Source organism: Clostridium lapidicellarium, assembly GCF_041224415.1.
Lineage (GTDB): Bacteria > Bacillota > Clostridia > Clostridiales > Clostridiaceae > Clostridium_B > Clostridium_B lapidicellarium.
This window is the reverse complement of record NZ_JBGFFE010000068.1, coordinates 1-435: the sequence shown is the minus strand read 5'-3', so window position 1 is coordinate 435 and position 435 is coordinate 1. Positions and strand designations below refer to the sequence as shown.

Sequence of the window (435 nt, the reverse complement as noted above, 5' to 3'; positions counted from 1 at the left end):
TATGATTTAATTGTGATAATGTCTTAGTATACCGCATTTGATTATGTCCCAGATATATAAGTTTATAGTATAATAAAACCTCATGATTAAAAAGTGGGGTGGACAAAATTAGAAAGGTAGTTTTGACAATGAATGAAAATGTGAAGTATAACATAATCAAGAAATTAGTAGAGAGTAATGGTAACAAGCGAAGAGCCGCCATACAGATTAACTGTACTGTTAGACACGTTAACAGAATGATTAAGGGATATAAGGAACAGGGAAAAGCCTTTTTTATACATGGAAATCGTGGCAGAAAGCCTGCCCATTCTTTAGATAATTCCACAAAGCAGACTATTGTTGACTTATACCGGACAAAATATGAAGGCGCCAATTTAACTCATTTTTCAGAACTCTTAGAAGAATTTGAAGGAATCAAAGTTTCATCAAACACCA

At 33.1% G+C, this 435-nt stretch carries 1 pseudogene; it reads left to right on the top strand.

What is annotated here, in order from left to right:
• Positions 1 to 128: 128 nt before the first annotated feature.
• Positions 129 to 435: pseudogene (locus AB8S09_RS15825) on the top strand (ISNCY family transposase); the annotation flags it as partial.